The sequence below is a fragment of the Pseudomonas sp. NPDC087817 genome (assembly GCF_044742875.1).
In the GTDB taxonomy this organism is placed as follows: Bacteria; Pseudomonadota; Gammaproteobacteria; order Pseudomonadales; family Pseudomonadaceae; genus Aquipseudomonas.
Map to the genome: position 1 here is coordinate 35,454 of NZ_JBIUVJ010000033.1, position 18,953 is coordinate 54,406.

The 18,953-nt window shown below is 59.8% G+C and carries 18 protein-coding genes; 12 read left to right on the forward strand and 6 right to left on the reverse strand.

Features of this window, described 5'->3' with window-relative positions; all coding sequences use genetic code 11:
- Window position 1 precedes the first annotated feature (1 nt).
- On the reverse strand, window positions 2-1,786 hold the full coding sequence (locus tag ACIONG_RS19670) for an ATPase, T2SS/T4P/T4SS family (protein ID WP_315445083.1): 1,785 nt from the start codon (window positions 1,784-1,786) through the stop codon (window positions 2-4).
- Between the two features lie 90 nt (window positions 1,787-1,876).
- Entirely contained in the window at window positions 1,877-2,215 is a 339-nt protein-coding gene (locus ACIONG_RS19675; protein WP_401302134.1) for a hypothetical protein, read from the reverse strand.
- A gap of 126 nt (window positions 2,216-2,341) precedes the next feature.
- On the opposite strand from ACIONG_RS19675, the gene ACIONG_RS19680 reads away from it, so the two are divergent.
- Complete coding sequence (locus tag ACIONG_RS19680; RefSeq protein WP_016983809.1) at window positions 2,342-2,806, forward strand: Lrp/AsnC family transcriptional regulator; 465 nt, start codon at window positions 2,342-2,344, stop codon at window positions 2,804-2,806.
- A gap of 118 nt (window positions 2,807-2,924) precedes the next feature.
- On the opposite strand, the gene ACIONG_RS19685 is transcribed toward ACIONG_RS19680, so the two are convergent.
- Window positions 2,925-4,295: an inorganic triphosphatase gene (locus tag ACIONG_RS19685; protein ID WP_213026896.1), complete on the reverse strand. Its 1,371-nt coding sequence runs from the start codon at window positions 4,293-4,295 to the stop codon at window positions 2,925-2,927.
- A gap of 156 nt (window positions 4,296-4,451) precedes the next feature.
- Here ACIONG_RS19685 and argE point away from each other — a divergent pair, with 156 nt between their 5' ends.
- Entirely contained in the window at window positions 4,452-5,624 is a 1,173-nt protein-coding gene (gene argE / locus ACIONG_RS19690; RefSeq protein WP_401302137.1) for an acetylornithine deacetylase, read from the forward strand.
- A gap of 253 nt (window positions 5,625-5,877) precedes the next feature.
- Window positions 5,878-7,179: an amino-acid N-acetyltransferase gene (gene argA / locus ACIONG_RS19695; RefSeq protein ID WP_401302140.1), complete on the forward strand. Its 1,302-nt coding sequence runs from the start codon at window positions 5,878-5,880 to the stop codon at window positions 7,177-7,179.
- A 180-nt stretch (window positions 7,180-7,359) separates the two neighbouring features.
- Here argA and tauA read toward each other — a convergent pair whose 3' ends face one another.
- Window positions 7,360-8,349, reverse strand: a complete 990-nt coding sequence (gene tauA / locus ACIONG_RS19700; RefSeq protein ID WP_401302143.1) for a taurine ABC transporter substrate-binding protein — start codon at window positions 8,347-8,349, stop codon at window positions 7,360-7,362.
- 365 nt (window positions 8,350-8,714) lie between these two features.
- On the opposite strand from tauA, the gene ACIONG_RS19705 reads away from it, so the two are divergent.
- From ACIONG_RS19705 to coaA, 9 genes are all read left to right on the forward strand, one after another.
- A complete protein-coding gene (locus ACIONG_RS19705) occupies window positions 8,715-10,115 on the forward strand; it encodes an OprD family porin (RefSeq protein WP_103302489.1) in 1,401 nt (466 codons plus the stop codon).
- Window positions 10,116-10,411: 296 nt separating this feature from the next.
- Window positions 10,412-11,050, forward strand: coding sequence for a peroxiredoxin (locus ACIONG_RS19710; protein ID WP_103302488.1), 639 nt, complete (start codon window positions 10,412-10,414; stop codon window positions 11,048-11,050).
- Between the two features lie 334 nt (window positions 11,051-11,384).
- On the forward strand, window positions 11,385-11,978 hold the full coding sequence (gene ssuE, locus ACIONG_RS19715) for an NADPH-dependent FMN reductase (RefSeq protein ID WP_401302148.1): 594 nt from the start codon (window positions 11,385-11,387) through the stop codon (window positions 11,976-11,978).
- An 89-nt stretch (window positions 11,979-12,067) separates the two neighbouring features.
- Entirely contained in the window at window positions 12,068-13,048 is a 981-nt protein-coding gene (locus tag ACIONG_RS19720; RefSeq protein WP_401302151.1) for a sulfonate ABC transporter substrate-binding protein, read from the forward strand.
- 25 nt (window positions 13,049-13,073) lie between these two features.
- On the forward strand, window positions 13,074-14,222 hold the full coding sequence (ssuD, locus tag ACIONG_RS19725; RefSeq protein ID WP_007939251.1) for an FMNH2-dependent alkanesulfonate monooxygenase: 1,149 nt from the start codon (window positions 13,074-13,076) through the stop codon (window positions 14,220-14,222).
- Window positions 14,223-14,230: 8 nt separating this feature from the next.
- The gene (ssuC, locus tag ACIONG_RS19730; protein ID WP_213026892.1) at window positions 14,231-15,013 is read left to right on the forward strand and encodes an aliphatic sulfonate ABC transporter permease SsuC; all 783 of its coding nucleotides are present in this window, start codon (window positions 14,231-14,233) and stop codon (window positions 15,011-15,013) included.
- Window positions 15,010-15,816: an aliphatic sulfonates ABC transporter ATP-binding protein gene (gene ssuB, locus ACIONG_RS19735; protein WP_103302483.1), complete on the forward strand. Its 807-nt coding sequence runs from the start codon at window positions 15,010-15,012 to the stop codon at window positions 15,814-15,816. Before ssuC ends, ssuB begins: the two co-directional genes overlap by 4 nt.
- 106 nt (window positions 15,817-15,922) lie before the next feature.
- A complete protein-coding gene (locus ACIONG_RS19740) occupies window positions 15,923-16,138 on the forward strand; it encodes a molybdopterin-binding protein (protein WP_003229256.1) in 216 nt (71 codons plus the stop codon).
- Between the two features lie 154 nt (window positions 16,139-16,292).
- Window positions 16,293-17,246, forward strand: coding sequence for a type I pantothenate kinase (gene coaA, locus ACIONG_RS19745; RefSeq protein ID WP_103302482.1), 954 nt, complete (start codon window positions 16,293-16,295; stop codon window positions 17,244-17,246).
- Window positions 17,247-17,283: 37 nt separating this feature from the next.
- Here coaA and ACIONG_RS19750 read toward each other — a convergent pair whose 3' ends face one another.
- Window positions 17,284-17,922, reverse strand: coding sequence for a TetR/AcrR family transcriptional regulator (locus ACIONG_RS19750; protein WP_213026891.1), 639 nt, complete (start codon window positions 17,920-17,922; stop codon window positions 17,284-17,286).
- Between the two features lie 263 nt (window positions 17,923-18,185).
- On the reverse strand, window positions 18,186-18,953 hold a 768-nt coding region (locus ACIONG_RS19755), incomplete at its 5' end, for a glutamine synthetase family protein (RefSeq protein ID WP_401302158.1).

Here is an 18,953-nt window from a genome sequence, read left to right on the forward strand (position 1 = left end):
TCTAGCGCTGCTCGCTCTGTGGCGTCACCCGCAACACCTCCTCGATCGTCGTCAGCCCGGCCGCGACTTTCTGTGCGCCGGACAGGCGCAGGCTGCGCATACCTTCCTTGAACGCCTGGCGCCGGATCGCCGTGAGGTCGGTGTCGGGGGTGATGAACGCCTTGAGGCTATCGCTCAGTTGCATGATTTCGTAGACCCCGGCGCGACCGCGATAACCGGTATCGCGGCATTCCAGACAACCAATCGCGCGTTGCGCATTCGTCGGCAGCGGTGCTTGCCACGGTCGGGTCAGGGTTTGCCAGTCTTCTTCCTCAAGCGTGAGGGGCGCCTTGCAGTGCGGGCACAGGGTGCGCACCAACCGTTGGGCCATGACGCCAAGCACGGTGGCTTTGATCAAGTAATGCGGCACGCCGAGCTCCAGCAGACGGCTGATCGCGCTCGGCGCATCGTTGGTGTGCAGCGTCGACAGCACCAGGTGCCCGGTCAGTGCAGCCTGAATCGCCATTTCAGCGGTTTCGAGGTCGCGGATCTCGCCGATCATGATGATGTCCGGGTCTTGCCGCATCAGCGCACGCACGCCGGCGGCGAAGCTCAGGTCGATGTTGTGCTGGACCTGCATCTGGTTGAAGGCCGGTTCGACCATTTCGATCGGATCCTCGATGGTGCAGAGGTTGACCTCCGGCGTCGCCAGTTTTTTCAGCGTGGTGTACAGCGTGGTGGTCTTCCCCGAACCGGTTGGCCCGGTGACCAGAATGATGCCGTTGGGCTGGCGGGTCATGTCCTGCCAGCGGCGCAGGTCGTCAATTGAAAACCCGAGCTGGTCGAAGTCCTTGAGCAGAACCTCCGGGTCGAAGATCCGCATGACCATTTTTTCGCCGAACGCCGTGGGCAAGGTCGACAGCCGCAACTCGACCTCGCCGCCGTCCGGGGTCTTGGTCTTGACCCGGCCATCCTGGGGTTTACGCTTCTCGGCGACATTCATCCGGCCGAGGCTTTTCAGGCGGCTGACTATCGCCATGGTCACCTGCGGCGGGAATTGATAGACGTTGTGCAGCACGCCGTCGATGCGAAAGCGCACGGTGCCTTGCTCGCGGCGCGGCTCGATGTGGATATCGCTGGCGCGCTGCTGGAAGGCGTACTGGAACAGCCAGTCGACGATGTTGACGATGTGCGCGTCGTTGGCGTCCGGTTCCTGATCGCTGGCGCCGAGGTTGAGCAGTTGTTCGAAGTTGCCGAGGTTGCCGCTTTGCTGATCGGCATTGCTGGCGCCGCTGACCGATTTGGCCAGGCGGAAAAACTCGACGCTGAAACGCTGGATATCCGCCGGGTTGGCCACCACTCGCTTGATCGGCAGTTTCAGGACGTGGGTCAGATCGGCTTCCCAGCCATTCACATAGGGCTGGGCACTGGCCACCGTTACCGAGTCGCGGTCGACCGCGACGGCAAGAATCTTGTGCCGTTGGGCAAAGGCGTAGGACATCAGCGGGGTGATGGCGGCAACGTTGATCTTCAGCGGGTCGATGCGCAAATACGGCTGCCCGGCCTGTTGCGCCAGCCACAAGGTCAGGCTTTCGAGGTCGAGATGTTTGCCCGGACGGCTGAGGTCGTCGAGCTGTTGGCTGGCGATGAATTCCAGTGGGTGCATCTGGCTGTGGGCGGCGTGGCGCCGACGGGCGTTCAGCGCCTGTTCGGCCGAGTCCTGGCTGATGAAGCCTTGGGCGACCAGTTCACGCAACACATCGTTGAGTTCCAGCCAGCGGTCCTGAGTGGCGAGTTGAACGGACATGCGGGCTCCTTTTGAGCGACTGTGCGCAAAGGATAGTCGTGGCCCCGCAGACTGTTGGGCCACTACCCGACGAAGCCGTTGCCGGATTTGTCAGCCGGCCGCTTGCGCCTGCGCATCCCACGCCGTGTCGGCGTTTTGCAGATTCACCGAGCACACGCTGATCAGGTTCCGAAGTTTTTCCGCAATCACTTGCGCGCGATGCCAGCTCAGGCCGCCCATGACAAGGTCGATCGACAACAGATCATTCAGGCGCTGCACATTGACCTGCTCGGGGGTAAGGAATTGCAACGCGAACAGGTTCAACACCCGCACCAGCAAATCCGGCTCGGCCTCGGCGAGGATTTGATACTGCGCCAGGCAGTGGGCATTGCTGACGTTCCACACGTCGGCGCGGATGGGGGCGCTGTTCACGGCTTCAAGGTGCGGCATGGCAAGTCTCCAAATTCACTGGAGAAATTTTTACATTCGCTGATGGGTATTTCTTGGCTAAAATCGGCGTTATTGACGAGTCAGCGAATAGATCAATTCGCCAGGTTATCTGTTTGAGGTTTTTATATGCACAGCGAGCTGGACAGCTACGACCGCAAGATTCTCGCCCTGCTGCAAGAGGATGCGTCGCTATCGAGCGCGCAGATCGCCGAACAGGTTGGGCTGTCGCAATCGCCCTGCTGGCGGCGGATTCAGCGGATGAAGGAGGAGGGCATCATTCGCGGGCAGGTGACGTTGCTGGATCGCAAGAAGATTGGCCTGAATACGCAGATTTTTGCCGAGATCAAACTCAATGCCCACGGGCGTTCAAACTTCACCGAGTTCACCGAGGCGATTCGCGGCTTTCCGGAAGTGCTGGAGTGTTATGTGCTGATGGGCGCGGTGGATTTTCTGCTGCGTATTGTCGCGGCGGATATCGAGGCGTACGAGCGGTTCTTCTTCGAGAAACTGTCGCTGGTGCCGGGGATTCAGGAAGTGAATTCGATTGTGGCGCTTTCCGAAATCAAGTCCACAACCAGCCTCCCGGTCTAGCGCGGTGATTGTGTTGGTTTCATCGCTGGCAAGCCAGCTCCCACAGGTTTTGTGCTGAAACACAATCTGCATTCCAACACTGAACCCTGTGGGAGCTGGCTTGCCAGCGATGGCGGACTTACATGCGCAGCAGCATTTTCCAGGCACGGTTCTGGTAAACCGCAATCGCCTGCTGCTTGCGCGCATCGAGCAGTTCGTCAGTGATCGTCGGCTCGTTGGCCAGTTGCGCAAGTTTGTTCAGCTCGCCGTACAGGCGATCCATTTCCGGGATCTCCAGCACGTTACGCGCGTGGTGCAACCAGACCTGAATACGCTCGATACGCGGCAATTGCTCGGCCAGATCTTCCGGCTGCTGCTGGTAACGCTGCAATTGCAGGGCCGTGGCTTCTTCACCCAATGTGCGCGGCAACCAGCTGTGCAACTGCGCGCCACCCTGACGGTTGCCACGCACGTTGCGCTCGGCCGTCCAGCTGCGAGCCAGCAACCAGCGCGAAGCGGTCAGCGAGAACAGGCCCCAACGCGGGTCTTCCAGTTCTTCGAGGAACTGTTCCGGCGCAGCTTTGCGCACGTCTTCGTCTTCGATGCCGACCTGCACCAGTGGGCGCCAGTCTTCCAGCAAGGCATCCAGCGCCACGCGCAGGTCGTGGGTCGACGGACGCGGTGCGGCCTGGCCGAGGCTGCTGAGCAGGGCGCGCATTTCGGCGAGGTTCTCGACCCAGTCCAGCAACAGGCGCCAGTGACCGTTGAAACGGTACTGTTCGGCCAGGCGCTGGCTGCTGCCGAGCAAGTGCCAGCCCAGCGCGGCGAAAGCGTCGTCCAGCTGGGTTTCCGGCGTCAGCTCGGGTGCCGGCAGGCTCAGCGAGTAACTGTTGGCGTCGTACAGACGATAACCGCGCTCGGCCTTGCTGATATCACACGGCATCAGCGCCAGGGTTTGCGCCAGTTCAGCGGCCAGTTCCAGCAGCGCGGCAGGCTCGCCTTCGCGCAGTTCCAGTTCCAGCTCGCAGATTTCTTCTTTCTGTTTGCCGACTACCACATGACCCAGGTCCAGCGCGGCTTCGATGACCACTTTGGCCTTGCCACGACCCCAAGCGATTTCGGCGCGCTCGCGGACGAAATCGGTGGTGAAGATCGGTTTCAGGGTTTTCTTGTCCAGCTCGGCCAGCGACTCGGGCCAGCATTCGCCGTCGAGTTTCTTCACGTCGAGCTTGGCTTTCGGCAACTTCCAGTCGTACTCGTTACGCTCGGACAGACCGGCGACGCTCTGGCCGCGAGTCTTGAGGGTCTGAATCACTTCGTCGCCATCCTTGCGCAGGCGCAGGGCAACTTTGGCCTGGGCCAGATCGCGCTCTGGGGTGTCGAAGTACTGGTTCATCAACTCACGGCGTTCCCAGCCATTTTTGTTGCGTTTTTTCAGTAACGGGTGCTCGCGCAGGGCAGCGAGGGTTTCGCGGCTGACGCGGAGTTTGATTTCGGTTTCTTTCTGCATGGCCGGAAAATCCAGGATCGGGAGCGCAGCCGGGGGAATGTGTGGCTGCCAAGGCCGTGCAGTGTACAGGACTCGAACTTCCTACGCCCTGCGGCGGTTTATTCCTGACGCCGGATGGCTCTATGATGGACTTCAAATCGGGAGTGGGAGTCAGCGATGCCTTTGCCGTCCATGCAAGACCAGTTCGCTGCGCTGATTGCCGCGCCGTCGGTCAGTTGTACGCAGCCAAGCCTGGATCAGTCCAACCGGGCGGTGATCGATCTGCTCGCCGGATGGCTCGGTGACCTGGGTTTCAGTTGCAACATCCAGCAGGTCAGTCCCGGCAAATTCAATCTGCTCGCCAGTTTCGGCAGTGGTCCCGGCGGGCTGGTGCTGGCCGGGCACAGTGACACTGTGCCGTACGACGATGCACTGTGGCAGACCGATCCGCTGAAACTCACCGAAGTCGATGGTCGCTGGGTCGGGCTCGGCAGTTGCGACATGAAGGGCTTCTTCGCCCTGATTATCGAAGCCGTGCTGCCGCTGCTTGATCAGCCGTTCAAGCAGCCGCTGCTGATCCTCGCCACCTGCGATGAAGAAAGCTCGATGTCCGGTGCCCGCGCGTTGGCCGAGGCCGGGCGACCGCTGGGCCGTGCGGCGGTGATCGGCGAGCCGACCGGGCTCAAGCCGATCCGCATGCATAAAGGCATCATGATGGAGCGCATCGATATTCTCGGGCAGAGCGGTCATTCGTCGGATCCGCGCCTGGGCCACAGTGCCCTCGAAGCGATGCACGATGCCATCGGCGAACTGCGTGGTCTGCGCCTGTTGTGGCAGCGTGAATTCAACAATCCGCAGTTCAGCGTGCCGCAACCAACGATGAACTTCGGCTGCATCCATGGCGGCGACAACCCCAACCCCAACCGCATCTGCGGCCAGTGTTCGTTGGAGTTCGACTTGCGGCCGTTACCGGGCATGGACCCGAAAGTCCTGCGCGCCGAGATTCTGCGCAAGCTCAACCCGGTTGCCGAACGGCATCAGGTGAAGATCGACTACAAACCGTTGTTCCCGGAAGTGCCGCCATTCGAACAGGCCGAAGACGCCGAATTGGTGCGCATCGCCGAGAAGCTCACCGGTCATGTGGCCGAAGCAGTGGCGTTCGGCACCGAAGCGCCTTATCTTCAGCGCCTTGGCTGCGAAACCATCGTACTCGGCCCCGGCGACATCGCCTGTGCGCATCAGCCCGGCGAGTACCTTGAAATGTCACGTTTGCAGCCTACCGTGCATCTATTGCGGCAACTGATTGAACATTACTGTCTGACAAGTGCCCCAACATCACAGGATTTGTAGGAGTGAGCCTGCTCGCGATAGCGGTGAGACAGTCACCGGAGATATTGACTGACACTCCGCTATCGCGAGCAGCTCATTCCTACAAGGGATCTGTGTTTTGCTCGACCAAACGCTGTAAATTGCCAGCATTCCAACCCGTATTCATGAGGAGAGCGCGCGTGTCGCCAAGCCTGTTCCGACGATAACCATCAGCCCGCTGTGCGTTTTCCGTTTCGCCCCTTTTCCGGCTGCTCTTTATTACAGGCCCAGGTTCATGCCCGAATACGTCAATTGGCTTCGTCACGCGTCCCCTTATATCAATGCCCACCGCGACTGCACCTTCGTCGTCATGCTGCCCGGCGACGGCGTGGAGCATCCGAATTTCGGCAATATCGTCCACGACATCGTCCTGCTGCACAGCCTCGGCGTGCGTCTGGTGCTGGTGCACGGTTCGCGCCCACAGATTGAAACCCGCCTCGCCGCCCGTGGCCTGACGCCGCATTACCACCACGGCATGCGCATCACCGATGCGGCGACGCTGGAGTGTGTGATCGACGCCGTCGGCCAGTTGCGCATTGCCATCGAGGCACGGCTGTCGATGGACATGGCTTCATCGCCGATGCAGGGCTCGCGTCTGCGCGTGGCCAGCGGCAACCTGGTGACCGCGCGGCCGATCGGCGTGCTCGAAGGTGTCGATTATCACCACACCGGCGAAGTGCGCCGGGTCGATCGCAAAGGCATCAATCGTCTGCTCGATGAACGCTCCATCGTGCTGCTGTCGCCGCTGGGCTACTCGCCGACCGGTGAAATCTTCAACCTCGCTTGCGAAGACGTCGCCACCCGCGCCGCCATCGACCTGGGCGCAGACAAACTGCTGTTGTTCGGCGCCGACCTCGGTCTGATCGATGAGAACGGCAAACTGGTGCGCGAACTGCGCCCACAACAAGTGCCGGCGCATTTGCAGCGTCTGGGCAACAGCAACTATCAGGCGGAACTGCTGGATGCCGCCGCTCAGGCTTGCCGTGGCGGCGTGGCGCGTAGCCACATTGTCAGCTATGCCGAGGACGGTGCGCTGCTGACCGAACTCTTCACCCGTGACGGTGGCGGTACGCTGGTGGCCCAGGAGCAATTCGAACTGGTGCGCGAGGCGGCGATTGAAGACGTCGGTGGCTTGCTCGACCTGATCAGTCCGCTGGAAGAACAGGGGATTCTGGTGCGCCGTTCGCGTGAAGTGCTGGAGCGTGAGATCGAGCAGTTCAGCGTGGTCGAGCGTGAGGGGATGATCATCGCCTGTGCGGCGCTGTATCAGATTGCCGATTCGGATGCCGGTGAACTGGCGTGTCTGGCAGTGAACCCGGAGTATCGCCACGGCGGTCGCGGCGATGAACTGCTGGAGCGCATCGAAACCCGTGCCCGCGCGCAAGGTTTGAAGACTCTGTTCGTACTCACCACACGCACTGCGCACTGGTTCCGCGAGCGTGGCTTCGAGCCGAGCAGTGTTGAACGCCTGCCAGCGGCACGGGCGTCGCTGTACAACTATCAGCGCAACTCGAAAATCTTCGAAAAGACCCTTTGATCTGAATTGGCGGGGCTTTTGTGGTGAGGGGATTTATCTGTGGTGAGGGGATTTATCTGTGGTGAGGGGATTTATCCCCGATGGGGCGCGCAGCGGCCCTGCTTTTGGGACTGCTACGCAGTCCATCGGGGATAAATCCCCTCGCCACAGGTTTCATTGAGCCAGTGATGGATTTCACTGTTATTCAGTGATGAATTTCGCACTCACGTACGGCGAATAATCCGGCAGCACCGTTTCAACCTTGCCCTGCTCCTTCAAAAACTTCGCCGTCTCGCCAATTGCCTTCGCCGTGCCGCCGTCCAGCAGCGCGGTGGTTTGCTGTGCCTTGGCATCCGGGAAGGCTGAGCCGGCGAGCAGTTCAGGAACATCAGCGGCATTGGCGCCAGTCAATTTGGCGATTTTCTGTACAGGTGCCGAGTCAGCCGTCCAGCTGTCTTTATGGCTGGCGTAGTCGGCGAACGAGTCTAGAGTGACCTTGGCAAATTTGGCCACGACGTCAGGATGCTTCTCGGCGAAGTCCTTGCGTGCGACCCAGACTTCGAAGGTTGGCGCGCCCCATTGGCCGACCTGCGCGGCATCGGTCAGGGTCTTGCCGGTCTTGCGGATTTCACCCAGTGCTGGCGACCAGACAAACGCACCGTCAATGTCGCCGCGTTTCCAGGCAGCGGCGATTTCTGCGGGTTGCAGGTTGACCACTTTGACTTTCGAGGTGTCCAGGCCCCAGTGCTTGAGGGCGCCGAGCAGGCTGTAGTGGGAGGTGGAAACGAACGGCGTGGCGATGGTTTTGCCAACCAGATCCTGCGGGGAGTTGATGCCGCTGTCGTTGCGTACCACCAAGGCTTCGGCGGCATTGATCTGCGCCGAGACGATGAAGGCCACAATCGGCAGGTTTCGTGACGCGGCAGCCGCCAACGGGCTGGAACCGAGGTTGCCGATCTGTACATCACCGGAGGCAATGGCTGTCACAACTTCCGGGCCACTATTGAAACGACGCCAGTCGATTTTCTCGCCGATGGTTTTCTCATAGACGCCGTCAGCCTGAGGGACTTTGCTCGGGTCGATACCGGTCTGGTAGCCAACGGTAAGGTTGGCGGCGTGGGCGGAGAAAGAAATCAGTGCTGACACACAAACTGTAACAAATTGACTAGATAGTGCGCGTTTGGCCATCATGGCGTCGCCTTTTCGATAGGGTTTGACGATTTGGGGTTGCGCCAAAGCTAATCGATCTAAAAAAAGGCTAACAAATACCATTTAGGAATGAGCTTAGTCGCCGATACGCTGTTTCCCGGCGGAGGTGGCAAGACAGTGGCCATATTCCGAAATGATATAAAAAAGGATGAATAAATTCTTTTTGGGTTTATCAGGAAATCTTTACTCTGCACGGACCAAATCACTGCGATTAGACCTTGGTCGTAGACACACAAGGTTACGATTGACTTGTCAGTCACGGTCTGGCGCTAATCGCGAATCTTAGGACCCAGGGGCGTCAGATCCCGGGCCAGGAACACAAGAATTAGAAACGAGAGGAGCTTTACATGAACAAGTCCACCTTGGCCCTGGCTGTGGCCGTAGGGGTTATGGCGCAGCAGGCAGGCGCCGCCGGTTTCATCGAAGACAGCAAAGCTACTTTGGGGCTGCGTAACTTCTACATCAACACTGATAACCGTGATGGCGACGTCAACGCTCCCGCCAACAAGCGTAACGGCGTTCAGAGCAAGCAAGAAGAATGGGGCCAAGGCTTCGATCTGCGCTTCATCTCCGGTTACACCCAGGGCACCGTAGGCTTCGGTATCGACGCTATCGGCCTGTTGGGCGTGCGTTTGGATTCCGGTGGTGGCACTAACGGCGCTTCCCCAGCGACCGCCACCAACTACGGTTCCTACGGTGGCACTGTTTTCCCGAGCAAATCCAATGGCGAAGCGGTTGATAACTTCTCCAGCCTGGGTCTGACTGCCAAGGCCAAGATCTCCCAGACCGAACTGAAGCTGGGTACTCTGCAGCCGAAAAACCCGGTTATCGTTACAAACGATGGTCGTCTGCTGCCGCAAACCTTCCAGGGTGGTCAGATCACTTCGGGCGACATCAAGGACCTGACCCTTGTTGGCGGCCAGATCGAGCACGTCAAAGGTCGTAACTCCAGCAACAACGAAGAACTGTCGATCGCTGGCGCCAACGGTCGTACTGCGACTGGTCGCGACAGCAACAAGTTCATCTATGCCGGTGGTGACTACAAAATCACCAAAGACCTGACTGCCCAGTACTACTACGGCAATCTGGATCAGTTCTACAAGCAACACTTCCTGGGCCTGGTGCACAACTGGGCAATCGGCCCGGGCGTGTTGAAGTCTGACCTCCGTTACTTCAACAGCCGTGACGACGGTAAAAACGGCACCGATGCCAACTACTACACCTCGGGTGACTACGGTACTGGCATCACCAAAGGTAAAGTCGACAACAACCTGTACAGCGGTCTGTTCCTGTACACCGTTGCAGGTCACACCTTCGGTGGCGGTTACCAGGTCAGCAACGGCAACAGCGACTTCCCGTGGCTGAACCAGGGTGACGGTTCTTCGAACTACACCATCACTGACATGCAAATCCAGAAGTTCGGTCGTGCTGGCGAGCGTACCTGGCAGGCTCGCTACTCGTATGACTTCGCCAAAGTCGGCCTGCCTGGCCTGACCGCCGGTGTGGTTTACCTGCGTGGCGATAACATCGACACTACCGGTCGCGTCGGTTTCAACCAAGTCAGCGTCAATGCCACCGGCCGTTCTGAATGGGAACGCGACCTGACCGTCGGTTACGTAGTACCAGAAGGCCCGCTGAAGAACCTGGGCCTGATGTGGAAAAACGCTACCTGGCGCAACGACATCCCAGGTCAACGCGACCAGGATGAAAACCGCCTGATCGTCAGCTACTCGATCCCGCTGCTGTAATAGCGCGTCTCGATTCGTTGATGTAAAAAAAGCCCCGTCCGGCATCGCGCCGGACGGGGCTTTTGCGTTTTCGAGTCAGGCTCACCCCCGTAAGCCCTCCCCGAATTTCCCTCTTTGCAGCTACTCAAGGCCTTCTCGAACCTTGCGAACGATGTTCGTCGGGATACGGCCGAGCGTCCAGTGAACAGATCTTTAATATTCTTTTAAGATCTAGATATCTATTTATTTATTCTTTTTCAGAAGATCAAAAGCCAAGCTACAGTTGAGGTCTCCAACAACTCATCAGGAGCAGCACCATGAGCCTCAGACTCGGCGACATCGCCCCCGATTTCGAACAGGATTCCAGCGCCGGCAAGATTCGTTTCCACGAGTGGCTGGGCGATAGCTGGGGCGTGCTGTTCTCCCACCCGGCGGACTTCACCCCGGTGTGCACCACCGAGCTGGGTTTTACCGCCAAGCTCAAGGATGAATTCAGCAAGCGCGGCGTCAAAGCCATCGCGCTGTCGGTCGACCCGGTGGATTCGCACCACAAGTGGATCGAAGACATCAACGAGACCCAGAACACCCTCGTCAACTTCCCGATCCTGGCCGATGCCGATCGCAAGGTTTCCGACCTCTATGACCTGATCCACCCGAATGCCAACGACACCCTGACCGTGCGTTCGCTGTTCGTGATCGATCCGAACAAGAAGATTCGGCTGACCATCACTTACCCGGCGAGCACCGGGCGCAACTTCCATGAAATCCTGCGGGTGATCGATTCGCTGCAACTCACCGACAACTACAAAGTGGCCACCCCGGCCAACTGGCAGGACGGTGACGAGGTGGTGATCGTGCCGTCGCTCAAGGATGAAGACGAGATCAAGAAACGCTTTCCCAAAGGCTATCGCGCGGTGAAACCGTATCTGCGCCTGACGCCGCAGCCAAATAAATAACCTTTTGAGGCGATCGTTCCCACGTCGAGGCGTCGAACCGTCCGCGTGGGAATGCCGCCCGTGACGCTCCGCGTCACAGTGGACGCGGAGCGTCCTTGGATTCATTCCCACGCAGAGCGTGGGAATGATCAGTGTGTAGCCACAAAGCAGGGGATTTCAGGCCGTTTCCACGGCCTTTTTTTTCGCCCGCCGTTTGCCGGAAGATATATCTCCAAAACGCATAACCAAATGAATAAATATGATTTATGGATATATAAATCAACTGGTAAGGTCACTTCCATCGAAGCGAGATCGCAACCCGCGAATCGCCTGTAACGCTCAAGGAATTGTCTCAATGCTGGTCGTCTCACTCGGTGGCAGCCCTAGCCAACGCTCCCGTTCCGGGGTGCTCCTGGAGCGCTCGCAGCGCTGGTTGCAGGAGCAAGGGGTGGAAGTGGTGAGTTATCAGGTGCGCGACTTTCCGGCCGAAGACTTGCTCCACGCCCGTTTCGACAGCCCGAAGGTGCTCGACCTGCTGGCTCAGATTGAAAATGCCGATGGCCTGTTGATTGCCACCCCGGTGTACAAGGCCTCGTTCTCCGGTGCGTTGAAAACCGTGCTGGATCTGCTGCCGGAACGCGCCTTGAGCCACAAGATTGTTTTGCCGATGGCCACCGGCGGCAGCATCGCCCACATGCTGGTGGTCGATTACGCCCTCAAGCCCGTGTTGTCGGCATTGAAAGCCCAGGAAATGCTTCAAGGGATTTTCGCCGAGGATAGCCAGATCGCTTACGGCGAAGGCAGCGCGGCGGCGCAACTGGCACCGGCGCTGGAGCAGCGACTGTACGAGGCGCTGGACCAGTTTGTCAGCGCAATGGCCCGCCGGCCGCAACCGCTGGAGCCGGGCTTGTTGAACGAACGTTTGTTGAGTGCTCGCTGGAGCATTTAAGTCTCACCCGAACTTGAAGTACTGGCCTTACTCGCCCGCCAACGGGCAAGCAGGTGCAGCCAAAACCCAACAGCAAAAAGGAGAGCGCTATGCGCACTGTATTTTTGCGTCGTGGTCTGGTCGCTCTGTTTGCTGCGGCTGTCACCTTCGGCGCCATCACTCAAGCTCAAGCCGAGACATTGCGGATCGGTTATCAGAAGTACGGCACGCTGGTGCTGCTCAAAGCCAAGGGCACCCTGGAAAAACGTCTGGCCGCCCAAGGCGTCGACGTGCAATGGACTGAATTCCCCGGCGGCCCGCAGTTGCTGGAAGGCCTGAACGTCGGCTCGATCGACTTCGGCGTGACGGGCGAAACGCCGCCGGTGTTCGCTCAAGCCGCAGGTGCCGATCTGCTCTACGTCGCCTACGAGCCGCCAGCGCCGAACAGCGAAGCGATCCTTGTGCCGAAAGACTCGCCGATCAAATCGGTGGCGGATCTGAAGGGCAAGAAAGTCGCGCTGAACAAAGGCTCCAACGTTCACTACCTGCTGGTGCGCGCACTGGAAGACGCCGGCCTCAAATACTCCGATATCCAGACCGTTTTCCTGCCGCCAGCCGATGCCCGCGCCGCGTTTGAACGTGGCAGTGTCGACGCCTGGGTCATCTGGGACCCGTACCAGGCGGCGGCCGAGAAGCAACTGCAAGCGCACACCCTGCGCGACGGCAAAGGCATCGTCGACAACCACCAGTTCTATCTGGCGACCAAACCTTATGCGCAGAAAAATCCCGAGGTGATCAAGACCCTCGTCGAGGAAGTGCGCGCGGTTGGCGAGTGGTCCAAAGCCAATCCTGAAGACGTCACCCAACAAGTCGCGCCACTGCTCGGCCTGCCGGCGGACATCACCCTGACCTCGGTGAAACGCCAAGGCTACGGCGCGCTGTTCCTGACCCCGGAAGTGGTCGCCGCGCAACAGAAAATCGCTGACACGTTCTTCCAGCTCAAGCTGATTCCCAAGCCGTTGAGCATCAAGGATGTGATCTGGACACCACCGGCCGCTGTGGCCCAAAGCTCGGCCACCCAAGCCCAGTAACTCGAATCCCCAAGGAGACCACTCCATGAGCCTCAACATCTTCTGGTTCCTGCCTACCCACGGTGACGGCCATTACCTTGGCACCGCCGAAGGCGCCCGCGCCGTCGACCACGGTTATCTGCAACAAGTCGCGCAAGCGGCGGATCGTCTGGGTTTCGGCGGCGTGCTGATCCCCACTGGCCGCTCCTGCGAAGACTCGTGGTTGGTGGCGGCATCGCTGATCCCGGTGACCCAGCGTCTGAAGTTCCTTGTTGCCCTGCGCCCCGGGATCATTTCCCCGACGGTGGCGGCGCGGCAGGCAGCCACGCTGGATCGTCTGTCCGGTGGTCGTGCGCTGTTCAACCTGGTGACGGGTGGCGATCCGGAAGAATTGGCCGGCGACGGACTGTTCCTCAGCCATGAAGAGCGCTATCAGGCCTCGGTGGAATTCACCCGTATCTGGCGCCGCGTGCTGGAAGGCGAGACCGTTGATTACGACGGTCAGCACATCAGTGTGAAGGGCGCGAAATTGCTCTATCCGCCGATCCAGCAACCGCGTCCACCGCTGTACTTCGGTGGCTCTTCCGAAGCGGCGCAGGACTTGGCAGCCGAACAAGTTGAAATGGTCCTGACCTGGGGCGAGCCGCCAGCCGCGGTCGCCGAAAAGATCGAACAGGTGCGGGCCAAAGCCGCCAAGCTCGGTCGCACCGTGCGCTTCGGCATTCGTCTGCACGTAATCGTTCGCGAAACCAACGCCGAAGCCTGGCAAGCCGCAGATCGGTTGATCTCGCATCTGGATGACGACACCATCGCCCGCGCTCAAGCCTCTCTGGCGCGTTTCGATTCGGTCGGCCAGCAACGTATGGCCGCGTTGCACGGTGGCAGCCGCGACAACCTCGAAGTCAGCCCGAACCTGTGGGCCGGCGTTGGTCTGGTCCGCGGTGGTGCCGGTACGGCGCTGGTCGGCGACGGCCCAACCGTGGCGGCGCGGGTGAAGGAATACGCCGACCTGGGCATCGACACCTTCATCTTCTCCGGTTATCCACACCTCGAAGAGTCGTATCGGGTGGCTGAACTGTTGTTTCCGCACCTCGACATCGAACGCCCGGAACTGCCGAAAAGCGCCGGTTATGTCAGCCCGTTCGGCGAGATGGTCGCCAACGACATTCTTCCCAAAGCCGCGTCGCAGAGCTGAGGCGCGCCATGAAGAGAATTATCCACAGCCTCGCGCCCTGGGCGTTGCCGGTGTTGCTGCTGGCGGTTTGGCAGTTGTCGGTGTCGGCCGGTTGGTTGTCGACACGGATCCTGCCGGCACCAGTGGCGGTGATCGAGGCCGGTGTCAGTCTGGTGCGCAGCGGCGAGATATGGACGCATCTGGCGATCAGCGGCTGGCGTGCGGCGCTCGGTTTTACCATTGGCGGCAGCATCGGTCTGGCACTGGGCTTCATTACTGGCCTGTCGAAGTGGGGCGAACGCCTGCTCGACAGCTCGGTGCAGATGATCCGTAACGTGCCGCATCTGGCGCTGATTCCGCTGGTGATCCTGTGGTTCGGCATCGACGAGTCGGCGAAGATTTTCCTGGTGGCATTGGGCACGTTATTCCCGATCTACCTCAACACCTATCACGGCATCCGCAACGTCGATCCGGCGCTGGTAGAGATGGCGCGCAGTTATGGCTTGAGCGGTTTCAGCCTGTTCTGGCAGGTGATTCTGCCGGGCGCGCTGCCTTCGATTCTGGTCGGCGTGCGCTTCGCCCTGGGCTTTATGTGGCTGACGCTGATCGTCGCTGAAACCATTTCGGCCAGCTCCGGCATCGGTTATCTGGCGATGAATGCCCGCGAGTTTTTACAGACTGACGTGGTGGTGCTGGCGATCCTGCTTTACGCGGTGCTGGGCAAACTCGCCGACCTCGCCGCCCGTGGTCTTGAACGTGTGTGGTTGCGTTGGCACCCGGCCTATCAGGTCGCCAAGGGAGGTGCGGCATGACTGCTCAACAACCTCCACGCCTGCTGCGGGGGATACCGCTGGCGGTGCGCAATCTGCAGAAAACCTTCGGTGCGCGGCAGGTGCTGCGTGACATCGACCTGCACATCCCGGCGGGGCAATTCGTCGCTGTGGTCGGGCGCAGCGGTTGCGGCAAAAGCACCTTGCTGCGCTTGCTCGCCGGCCTCGATCAACCGACTGGTGGCGACTTGCTGGCCGGCGCTGCACCGCTCAGCGATGCGCGGGAAGACACCCGCCTGATGTTCCAGGAAGCACGTTTGCTGCCGTGGAAAAAGATCATCGACAACGTCGGCTTGGGCCTTAAAGGCAACTGGCGTCCCAAGGCGCTCGAAGCGCTGGACGCGGTGGGTCTGGCGGATCGTGCCAATGAGTGGCCGGCAGCGTTATCTGGCGGACAGAAGCAGCGCGTTGCACTGGCCCGGGCGCTGATCCACCAACCGCGTCTGCTGTTGCTCGACGAACCGCTCGGCGCACTGGACGCGCTGACCCGCATTGAAATGCAGCAACTGATCGAACGTCTCTGGCAGCAACACGGTTTCACCGTACTGCTGGTGACTCATGACGTCAGTGAAGCGGTGGCGATTGCCGACCGGGTGATTCTGATCGAGGACGGCGAAGTCGGCCTTGACCTGCATGTGGAGCTGCCACGCCCGCGTGTACGCGGATCGCACCGGCTGGCGGCGCTGGAAACCGAAGTGCTCAACCGTGTTCTGTCCCTGCCCGGCGAGCCGCCGGAGCCGGAACCCGTTTCACCACTGCCTACGCAATTGCGTTGGGCGCAATGAAGCAGCTGCGAGCTTCAAGCTACAAGCTCCAAGTAAAAGCGTTGTGCTTTTGCTTACCGCTTGAAGCTTGTCACTTGCCGCTTATTTCGACCTCAGGAGAAATATCATGACTATCAAAGCCATCAACGTGCGCAACCAGTTCAAAGGCTCGATCAAGGAAATCGTCCTCGGCGACGTGCTGTCGGAAATCGACGTGCAAACCGCCTCGGGCATCGTCACTTCGGTGATCACCACCCGTTCGGTCAAGGAGCTGGAACTGGTGGTCGGCAGCGAAGTGATCGCCTTCGTGAAATCCACCGAGGTGTCGATCGCCAAGTTGTAATCGATGCGGTACACAGGGCCCCGGACGGCTTCAGCCCTCCGGGGTTTTTTCATGCGCGCTTTTCAAAGGCTGTTCAGGCAGACGTTTGTCGGTTTGGAGGCGCCGGGCAGATCTGCTATGTTCCGGCTTTTGTCCGGGCGCCTACAGGAAGATTATGACGACGAAGCAGAATGCCGCAGGGCATTCGCCCGCTCACCGCGAGTACCGGGAATTTACTCGCGAGCAATGGTCTGCCTTCCGGGACGATGCGGCGCAGAGCCTTTCGTCTGCGCAAATGAATGCGTTGATCAGTCCGACACAGCCCATGACGCGTGAGGAGGTAGAAACCATTCTGCTGCCTTTGGCGCGTCTGCTGAATCTGCATGCAGCGGCGGCGCGGTCGCTGGGTCAGGTGCACAGTGAGTTTCTCGGCGAGCCGGCGCACAAACCGCCGTATGTCATCGGCATCTCCGGCAGTGTCGCGGTGGGTAAAAGCAGTTTTGCCCGGGTCTTGTCGGCGCTTCTGTCGTCGTGGCCGGGCTCGCCTGATGTGCAATTGGTGACCACCGACTCGTTTCTGTTGCCGCTGGCGACCCTGGAAAAGAACAATCTGTTGCACCGCAAAGGCTTTCCCGAGTCCTACGATCGGGCGCTGCTTCTCGACTTTTTGCACGCCGTGCGCAACGAAGGCCAGCCGGTGCAGATTCCGGTCTACTCGCACGTCCAGTACGACATTCTTCCTGATGAAACGCAGACCATTCAGTCGCCCGATATCATCGTTCTGGAAGGCCTGAATGTGCTGCAAGAGGACAAACGCGACAGTCTGAATGTCCTCGACTTCGTCGACTTTTCGATCTACGTCGATGCTGCGCAAGAGGACATCAAGAAGTGGTACCTCGAACGCTTTGTCTACTTGAAGAACACCGCGTTTCAGTCTGACGAGTCGTACTTCAACAAGTACAAGTCCCTGTCGAATGACGAGGCGCTGTCAGTGGCGTCCGGCACCTGGGACCGGGTCAACCTGAAAAACCTCGTCGAGAACATCCTGCCGACCCGCGACAAGGCCAGCCTGATTCTCAACAAGTCGGCCGATCATTCCATCGACAGGATTCTGCTCCGCGCGATCTGAACAAGTCATCGGGCAATGCGCTGTTGTCTGTTACCGGTCAGACGGCAGCTGTTCGCTTGGGCAGATAGAGCGGCAGATACAAGCCCAGATAGGCATCAAATACGCGCATGCCTTCCTCGGCCATGCGCGGGGTGATTTGCCCGTGCTGCTGGACTGACCGGGCGTAGACGCGGTCGCCCAGTTCCATCGCCAGTGCAAACACATCGACGTCGGTGGGCAGTCGCGGCAATTCGAAATGGTGATCGAACAGCTTGTGCATCAGGTCGCCCAGCTCGATGTCGTGCTGACGGTCAGCCTGAGTCACTTCGGTGAGCCCGTGCTGGGCGAGAATCAACTGCCGGGCGGCGGCGTCTTCGTCGTAGATCTCCAGCATCCGCCGTTCGACCAGCCGCGACAGATCACGCCAGTCGCGCAGGGCCCCGTGATCGATCGGCGCTTGCAGGCAGGCGCGAAACGCGGCGTGAACGTCGGCGGTCAGCGCTTCGAGCAATGCCGGGACGCTGGCGAAAAAGTGATACACGGAGGAGGGCGGAATCTGCGCGCGCTCGGCGACGCTGTAGATCGACAGACTGGCCACGCCCTCGGAAGCCAGCAGCGTACGCGCGGCGTCGAGTATCGAATCGATCCGTGCCTGACTGCGGGCACGGGGTTTGCGGACGGGGGCGGGACGCGTCATGAAAGTCTCCTGCGGGGCAGCGGGCATTGTACGAGCCGGGTTCGATGTTGTCTGCCTGGACGCCATCGCTGGCAAGCCAGCTCCCACAAGGAAAGTTTTTTTGTACTCGGAATTTAGGTTCGACGAAGAACATGTGGGAGCTGGCTTGCCAGCGATCCGCCGCAGGCGGCCATTCACACCAAACACAGGGGATTAATGTTCGGCCATAAAAAAACGCCGCTGGCTGAATCAGCCAACGGCGTTTTTTTGCAGCTGCAACCCGCTTAAACGGTATGCAGGTACCAGTTGTATTCAAGGTCGGAGATGGAGTGTTCGAACTCCTCCAGCTCACTTTCCTTACAGGCAACGAAGATATCGATGTATTTCGGATCGATGTACTTGGCCATCACCTCGCTGTCGTCCAGCTCGCGCAGGGCATCGCGCAAGTTGTTCGGCAGGCTTTGTTCGTTCTGCTCGTAGCTGTTGCCTTCGACTGGCGCGCCCGGTTCGATCTTGTTGGTCAGGCCGTGATGCACGCCCGCCAGTACCGAAGCCATCAGCAGGTACGGGTTGGCATCGGCGCCGGCCACGCGGTGTTCGATACGCACGGCATCGGACGAGCCGGTCGGAACGCGAATCGCCACGGTGCGGTTGTCCAAGCCCCAGCAAGGCGAGTTCGGCACGTAGAACTGGGCGCCGAAACGACGGTACGAGTTGACGTTCGGGCAGAGGAAAGCCATCTGCGCGGGCAGGGTCTCGAGCACACCGCCGATCGCGTGACGCAGCGCGGCGTTCTGCTCGGGATCCTCGCTGGCAAAGATGTTCTTGCCGGCCTTGTCCAGGATCGAAATGTGTACGTGCAGACCGTTGCCAGCCTGGCCCGGATAGGGCTTGGCCATGAAGGTGGTATCCATTTCATGGTCGTAGGCGATGTTTTTGATCAGACGCTTGAGCAGTACCGCGTAGTCGCACGCCTTGATCGGGTCGGCGACGTGGTGCAGGTTCACTTCGAACTGCGCCGGGGCACTTTCCTTGACGATGGCGTCAGCCGG

Coding starts and splice junctions, on each gene's coding strand:
- ACIONG_RS19670 (WP_315445083.1), bottom strand. CDS start 1,786: ATGTCCGTTCAACTCGCCACTCAGGACCGCTGGCTGGAACTCAACGAT.
- ACIONG_RS19675 (WP_401302134.1), bottom strand. CDS start 2,215: ATGCCGCACCTTGAAGCCGTGAACAGCGCCCCCATCCGCGCCGACGTG.
- ACIONG_RS19680 (WP_016983809.1), top strand. CDS start 2,342: ATGCACAGCGAGCTGGACAGCTACGACCGCAAGATTCTCGCCCTGCTG.
- ACIONG_RS19685 (WP_213026896.1), bottom strand. CDS start 4,295: ATGCAGAAAGAAACCGAAATCAAACTCCGCGTCAGCCGCGAAACCCTC.
- argE (WP_401302137.1), top strand. CDS start 4,452: ATGCCTTTGCCGTCCATGCAAGACCAGTTCGCTGCGCTGATTGCCGCG.
- argA (WP_401302140.1), top strand. CDS start 5,878: ATGCCCGAATACGTCAATTGGCTTCGTCACGCGTCCCCTTATATCAAT.
- tauA (WP_401302143.1), bottom strand. CDS start 8,349: ATGATGGCCAAACGCGCACTATCTAGTCAATTTGTTACAGTTTGTGTG.
- ACIONG_RS19705 (WP_103302489.1), top strand. CDS start 8,715: ATGAACAAGTCCACCTTGGCCCTGGCTGTGGCCGTAGGGGTTATGGCG.
- ACIONG_RS19710 (WP_103302488.1), top strand. CDS start 10,412: ATGAGCCTCAGACTCGGCGACATCGCCCCCGATTTCGAACAGGATTCC.
- ssuE (WP_401302148.1), top strand. CDS start 11,385: ATGCTGGTCGTCTCACTCGGTGGCAGCCCTAGCCAACGCTCCCGTTCC.
- ACIONG_RS19720 (WP_401302151.1), top strand. CDS start 12,068: ATGCGCACTGTATTTTTGCGTCGTGGTCTGGTCGCTCTGTTTGCTGCG.
- ssuD (WP_007939251.1), top strand. CDS start 13,074: ATGAGCCTCAACATCTTCTGGTTCCTGCCTACCCACGGTGACGGCCAT.
- ssuC (WP_213026892.1), top strand. CDS start 14,231: ATGAAGAGAATTATCCACAGCCTCGCGCCCTGGGCGTTGCCGGTGTTG.
- ssuB (WP_103302483.1), top strand. CDS start 15,010: ATGACTGCTCAACAACCTCCACGCCTGCTGCGGGGGATACCGCTGGCG.
- ACIONG_RS19740 (WP_003229256.1), top strand. CDS start 15,923: ATGACTATCAAAGCCATCAACGTGCGCAACCAGTTCAAAGGCTCGATC.
- coaA (WP_103302482.1), top strand. CDS start 16,293: ATGACGACGAAGCAGAATGCCGCAGGGCATTCGCCCGCTCACCGCGAG.
- ACIONG_RS19750 (WP_213026891.1), bottom strand. CDS start 17,922: ATGACGCGTCCCGCCCCCGTCCGCAAACCCCGTGCCCGCAGTCAGGCA.